Genomic DNA, 6,011 nt, shown 5'->3' on the forward strand with positions numbered 1-6,011 from the left:
GGGTGGGAAGGCGCATGGCCGCAGCTATCGCCTTGTGGGATGAAGAGGTCTATGCAGGCCCTTCACAAGGCTTAGGAGAGGCTTCGGATGAGAAACGCAATCTGCCTCGCATTGACTGCGGCAGTGGCCGGGTGCGCGACCTCCCCGGTCGACTATGAGGCGTCGCTTTCGCAGCAGGACCAGAAATGGGCTTCGCCGGCATGCCAACAGGCCCGCAGGGCGGCTTCGGATTACCAAGCTCGCGAGAAGGAGCATCCGGGGTGGGGTTTCGGCGTCTTGCTTGGTCCATACTCGATGGGGCTCGTCGCAGCCATCAAGGAGCATGAGCAGAAGCAACGAAAGCTGTTCGCCCGCGAGGTGCACCTGCAATGCTCAAGCCTGCCGCTGCCGAAGGAACTGCAGGGCAATTTGAACCCGGGGGTGCGGCCGACGAAGTATCCATAGCCTCTGCATTGTTCAGCCTGCAGAAGGCACTGCCGGCCCTGAATGCGGCGTTGGCGCGCACCGGCCCCGAGGCCGTTGAAGCACGGCTGCAAAGCATCGGCGACGATCCGAAGCTCCAAGGTCTCGCGCAGCTGGCCAAGAAAGACAGTCTCTCCGCCAAGAGCAACCTGCGCTACGTCGACAGGATCCTCAAAAGCATCGAGAGTGGCTTCAACACGGTTGATGGCGACATTCTGGTCAAGAATGACCAGGGCCAGTACCAGCTCGGTGATTTCTCGATCTCGTTCAAGGGCCAGGCGATGCTGACCTCCAGGGATACATTCGAAGCATTCGCGGGCTGAGTCGCCTCGCGGCACCCGTCACCTCGGCATGAAATCTCCCGGTGCTGACGACCCTGCTAATGCCCGAGGAGGCAAGGCGGATCTTGTTCGTGCTGTTCGTGACGGCGGCGTATTTGCGGATCGTGGAAGAAAAGTAGCCATTCACTCGTCACAATTCGCGCCAGTGTCCAAGGCCGCAGAAATCACAACTGCGCAGCAATTTTCGCACTCGCCCATCAAATCGAGTGGTTGTTTATTTAAAATAACCCAGATATTTAAATCGCAAACATAGATGGGGGATGAGTTGGAACGTGTCTCAAATATCCTGTTATTGAGTTTCCGGTGAATGACCGACTCTAGTTCGGCGTTTTCGGCAGCGGAGCAGGGGCTAGGTTATATATATCAGGCCAGATTTGCACTCCTGAAGGTGCTCGATCTTCCGGAGGATGGTGCTGTATACATCGAAAGAAATGATGACGTAGAATTTGTAGCCACCAATGCAGGTGTCTCGCTGGCTTCGCTTAAGCACAAAGCCCCAGGAGACAGGCTCTCGGACTTATCGGTCGACTTCTGGAAGTCGGTGCGCATATGGATCAAATACTACAAGGCGAGCGGTATGGAGGCGTCTGACGCCCGCTTCCTTTTGTTCAGCACTGCGAGTATTTCTCCCAACTCATTCCTTACCCTGTTTACCGGTGTGCAAGCAGATGACGGCACTAGAGCTGAAGTGGCCGCGAATATTCTGGCTCAAAGCCAGTCCCGTGAAATCGCAAAAGTCAAATCCGAACTCGATGGTTTGACCGCCGAAGAGACCCGAGATTTCTACGGACGCATAACGATCTTCCCAGCGGCACCACGAATTAATGAAATTCCGATGTTGGTGGATCAACGGCTTCGCACCGTCCGCCGAGAATTCCGCGTCGCTTTGTTCGAGAGACTTGAGGGTTGGTGGACCGACACCGTTATTAAGCTTCTGTCTGGCGAACGGAAGAAACCGATCAAGGTCCAGGAGGTTTCCGACAAGCTTGCGGCGCTCGCCGACGAGTATCGAGCGGATAACCTGCCCATAACGTTCCGAAATCGCCATCCAGACGGCAAGATCGATGCCTTAAACGACCCACGAATATTCGTTGAGCAACTGCGTGTGCTCGATCTGCCGGCAGGTCGAATCCAAAACGCGATCCTCGACTACTACCGGGCGTTCGAACAGCGCTCGAGTTGGGCTCGCGAAAACCTGCTGGTCTCGGGTGAGATCGAGGAATACGAAGACCGTCTCGTCGAGGAATGGGCACATTATCGGGAGATCGCATTCGAGACCATTACCGATGATAGCCAACCTGATGCATGCATTGCAGCCGGCAAAGAGCTTTATCTTTGGGCAGAGATGGAAACGGAAAGGCTAAGAATACGGGAGCGCGTCATGGAGCCATATGTGGTTCGCGGTGCTTTCCATATTCTCGCCAATTCGACTCCATCTCCCCGAGTTTATTGGCATCCGCGATTCATGCAGCGCTTGGCTCAATTGTTGGGCATTGCCGCATGAAAAGCTGGAGCGAGCGGCCAATTGAGATTCGCAACCTCTTCAACCCTGCATTTTGTGGCCTTGTGCTCTTTCGCGCTTTATCTGGGTTCGAGGAGGAAGCCAAAGAAGGCATGCCATTCTCGTTGTCCCTGCTGATTTTGCCATTGTGTTTGCAGCGCCAGTCTCGTGAAACTTTGCAGCGCGGAAACCGCGGTTATTTCTTGAAGGTGGTTGCGGAGCATCCGGAACTCCAAGTTGGATTCGACCGTCGTTGCACCGATATCCTTCCGTTCACTTTCGAAGCACTCGGGTTGCTCATGCATGTCGATGCACTGGCTGTTCAGCCGGACGGCCGGTTGCTTTCCAAGCCAAAAGGTGTGCGAAAGACTATTAACGGCACTCCTGAGTCCATAGCTTGTCAACGCGTTGCGGCGTTCTTGGGAAAAGAGTTCGCGCGCATTGGTGATAGAGGAACTATCTATACCACACTGGGCATTAGACCATGAAGATCAAGTCAATCCATATATATAGTAATGATGGCCGCCGTCGGGATGTGATCTTTCATGATGGCCTCAACGTAATTACTGGCAGGTCCTCCACCGGCAAATCCGCCCTTTCGGATATCATCGAATATTGCATGGGACGATCGACCTTCAACGTGCCCGAAGGCGTGATCCGGGATCACGTAACTTGGTACGCGGTTATTTATCGTTTCGAGGGCGAACAGGTGCTCGTGGCGAAACCAGCTCCTGTACTTGGTGCGCAAAGCGGAAGTACCGTCATGGTTCGCCGCGGAGCCGTGCTAAATGCACCAGCGTTCAACGAACTCGTAGTCAACGACACTGATGACGGCGTCGTCGCTCTGCTAACGGGGTTGCTCGGCATTCCTGAGAATACCACCGATGTTCCGCTTGAAAACAGTCGGGACAGCTACGATGCAAACGTAAAACATACCTTCTACTACCTGTTCCAGAAACAGGCGATTGTAACCAACAAGGATCAGTTGTTCTATCGCCAGAACGAGCCGCACCAGCCGCAAGCGATCAAGGACACGCTACCCATCCTGCTGGGGGTGTCTGGTAGAGACAAGTTTACACTGGAATCCCAACTGCGCATTGCGCAACGCGAGCTTCGCTTAAATGCAAAGCTCGTCCAGCAAGCCAACGAAGCAATCGACAGTTCCGAGGAGCGCGCGATCGGCCTCCTGTCGGAAGCTCGGGCCGTTGGCATTCTACGATCCATTGGCGGCGACGAGGTGGCGGTCGTCGATCTTCTCCGACAGGCTCTTGACTGGCAACCAACGCCTACACCCGAAGACGACGGTCAAAGGGTGTCAACCATCGAGAACGACTTGGTCGATCTCAGGGAACGACGTCGAGAGACACAGCGCCGGATAGAAAGCGCGCAGCAGTTCGCCCGCCGAGCGGAAGGTTTCCAGAGCGAAGTTACGGAGCAACGGGATCGCTTGAGTTCTATCAAGGCACTCCCCTCCAACAAGGCCACAGGGGAATGGCAGTGGCCATTTGTAGAAGCCAACCTCGGCATGACAACCCCTATTGCCGAGGCACTTTTATCGGAACTCGCCTCTTTGGATCGCGAACTGATAGCTGTGACTGGCGAACGGCCCGCCTTAGAAGCCTATTTGGTCGAGCGGCAGAAGGAAGTGGTCTCGATAGGAGACGACCTCCGAAGCAGGGAGTTGGAACTAGCTTCCGCCATTGCGGCCAGCGAAGTAATCGCCCAGACGGGCAGCAGGAACAACGCCGCTTCACGTGTGGTCGGTCGCATTAGTTTGTTTCTGGAGAACCTTGTACCCGATACCGAGATGACGAAGCTTAAGAATGAGGAGCGCCGACTCAAGGCCAAGGTAGAAGGTCTCGAACGAAAGCTTGGCGCCGATGATACAGAATCTCGTTTGGTATCGACACTCAGCAATATCTCTATGCATATGTCTGGATACATCGCCGCTCTCGGTGGTGAGTTTGGCCAGTACCCGGCTCGCCTTGACCTGCACAATCTCACTGTCGTTATAGATCGGCCTGGTCGGCCGATCTATATGAACAGGACAGGTGGCGGCGAAAATCACTTGGCGTATCATCTGGCCGCACTACTGGCCCTTCATCGGTTCGCTTCGACTTACGGTCAGCCCATACCGAGATTCATGCTAATCGACCAACCGACACAGGTATATTTTCCTTCGGAGAAGGCTTACGCGGAAGCTGGAGGGTCAATCGAACAGACTGAAAAGGATGCCGATCTGGAGGCCGTTAGGCGGCTGTTCGAGGTCCTGTCTCGGTTCACGATTCAAGATGCGCCCGGCTTCCAATTGATTGTTACTGAGCACGCGAACCTACGTGACGATTGGTTTCAAGCCGCGTTGGTTGAAGGGCCATGGACTAAGCCGCCAGCTCTTGTTCCCGACGACTGGCCTGATATTCCTCTCACATAATGAAATCTTTGCGTTGTGTTCGCTATTTCAATTCACTTGGCCAGATCTGCGTCGTCGACGGCGGGGATACGGCTGTCCGCCTACCCACCCGCCAGCCTCGGCAGCAGAAAATCTCCGCCCCCTGCGGCAATTCCTTCGACCACGTCTCGCGATAGATCGTCCCATCGATCGCCACCGCGATGCCTTTGTCGATCCAGGGCTCGAGGCCGGGATACTGTTCAGCCAGCTTCCTGAACAGCTCCCTGATGTCCTTGGCTTCGACCTCGACCTTGCTCTTGCCGTCGGCAAGCTGGCCGACGGCGCCCCAAGGGGTGACTTCGACCATCAGCGCACCCCTCGCCCTAGCCTTCCCGTTCCGCCTCGATCGCCGCCAGGCCGACTAGCAATGTGACAAACAGTTGAAGAACGAAGACGTCGATCGTCACATCAGCGTGCACTGGAAGTAATGAAAAATCGGTCCTTTAAGCATTCACTTGAAATGATGGGTAACGAATGGATACGCTTCAATTCGAAATCGCCCGCTTCCTGGCTGCAAAGGCTTTGCATAAGAGGCGGACGACATACCAGCAGGTTGGTGAGGCAGTAGGCTGGAACCATCCAACGGGCCGCGGGCTTGGGCGAAATCTCGAGGTCATTCTGCACTATTTGGCGGATCGTGGGCTGCCGCCTCTCACGACGATCCTGGTGAAGAAGGGGGAGCGGCATCCAGCTGAAGATGCGATGGCATACATCCGCAGCGCACTCGGAGCTATAGACATCGAGGCTGCCCAGCAAGAGGTGTTTGCGTTTGACTGGACGTCGGTTCCAGAACTCGCCCCGGCCACCGATACCCTACCCGATGGCCGGCAGGTCTGGCTGACATCGTTCTGGGGCTTCGATCCAGCCAGCTGGGGATGCATCGGATTTGCCGACGAAGCTCGGCGGGCCCGTTACCTTAGCAACTCCAAGCCGGGGACACTGGTCGCGATCTACGTGACCAAGGGAAAGGGCCCGGAAAACATGCGCGGCAAGGTTGTCGGGGTGCTTGAGATCTCCCACGAGATCGGTCACGCGCAGGAGTTCATCTCGGGGGATCGCTGGGCCGAAAAGGAGCGCGATCAGGACTCCCGTGGGAAGTGGCTTTATGCGGTAAAGGCGACGAGGGCATGGCGCATCGTTCCAGAGGATTGGCGTCGAGTGGAGGAGTTGTTTCCTCAGGCTTATCGTGGCTCGAATGCAGAACTCATAGGAGCAAACGGTGTCCCCGTCTCAGCCGACGAGGCGGCAGAGCTCTATG

At 55.7% G+C, this 6,011-nt stretch carries 6 protein-coding genes and 2 pseudogenes; 7 read left to right on the plus strand and 1 reads right to left on the minus strand.

From position 1 onward, the window contains the following. Window positions 1–87 precede the first annotated feature (87 nt). From EN984_RS19425 to EN984_RS19450, 6 genes and pseudogenes are all read left to right on the plus strand, one after another. Window positions 88–444 carry a hypothetical protein gene (locus EN984_RS19425; protein ID WP_127266999.1) on the plus strand — a complete coding sequence of 119 codons (357 nt, stop codon included), beginning with the start codon at window positions 88–90 and terminating at the stop codon, window positions 442–444. Between the two features lie 8 nt (window positions 445–452). Further along, a complete protein-coding gene (locus EN984_RS19430) occupies window positions 453–785 on the plus strand; it encodes a hypothetical protein (RefSeq protein ID WP_127266998.1) in 333 nt (110 codons plus the stop codon). A 35-nt stretch (window positions 786–820) separates the two neighbouring features. Next, window positions 821–922: pseudogene (locus tag EN984_RS38870) on the plus strand (ABC transporter permease); the annotation flags it as partial. A 188-nt stretch (window positions 923–1,110) separates the two neighbouring features. Then, window positions 1,111–2,307: an ABC-three component system protein gene (locus EN984_RS19440; protein ID WP_127266997.1), complete on the plus strand. Its 1,197-nt coding sequence runs from the start codon at window positions 1,111–1,113 to the stop codon at window positions 2,305–2,307. After that, entirely contained in the window at window positions 2,304–2,792 is a 489-nt protein-coding gene (locus EN984_RS19445) for a three component ABC system middle component (RefSeq protein WP_127266996.1), read from the plus strand. Before EN984_RS19440 ends, EN984_RS19445 begins: the two co-directional genes overlap by 4 nt. Further along, window positions 2,789–4,735, plus strand: a complete 1,947-nt coding sequence (locus tag EN984_RS19450) for a DUF3732 domain-containing protein (protein ID WP_127266995.1) — start codon at window positions 2,789–2,791, stop codon at window positions 4,733–4,735. The genes EN984_RS19445 and EN984_RS19450 overlap by 4 nt, the downstream gene beginning before the upstream one ends. Window positions 4,736–4,815: 80 nt before the next feature. Here the strand turns inward: EN984_RS19450 and EN984_RS19455 are convergent. Beyond that, window positions 4,816–5,060 (minus strand): annotated as a pseudogene (locus EN984_RS19455) (MoaD/ThiS family protein). 167 nt (window positions 5,061–5,227) lie between these two features. Here EN984_RS19455 and EN984_RS19460 point away from each other — a divergent pair. Further along, the coding region (locus tag EN984_RS19460) for a hypothetical protein (protein ID WP_164765534.1) at window positions 5,228–6,011 on the plus strand (784 nt) is incomplete at its 3' end.

Source organism: Mesorhizobium sp. M7A.F.Ca.CA.004.12.1.1 (assembly GCF_003997835.1).
Classification (GTDB): Bacteria; Pseudomonadota; Alphaproteobacteria; order Rhizobiales; family Rhizobiaceae; genus Mesorhizobium.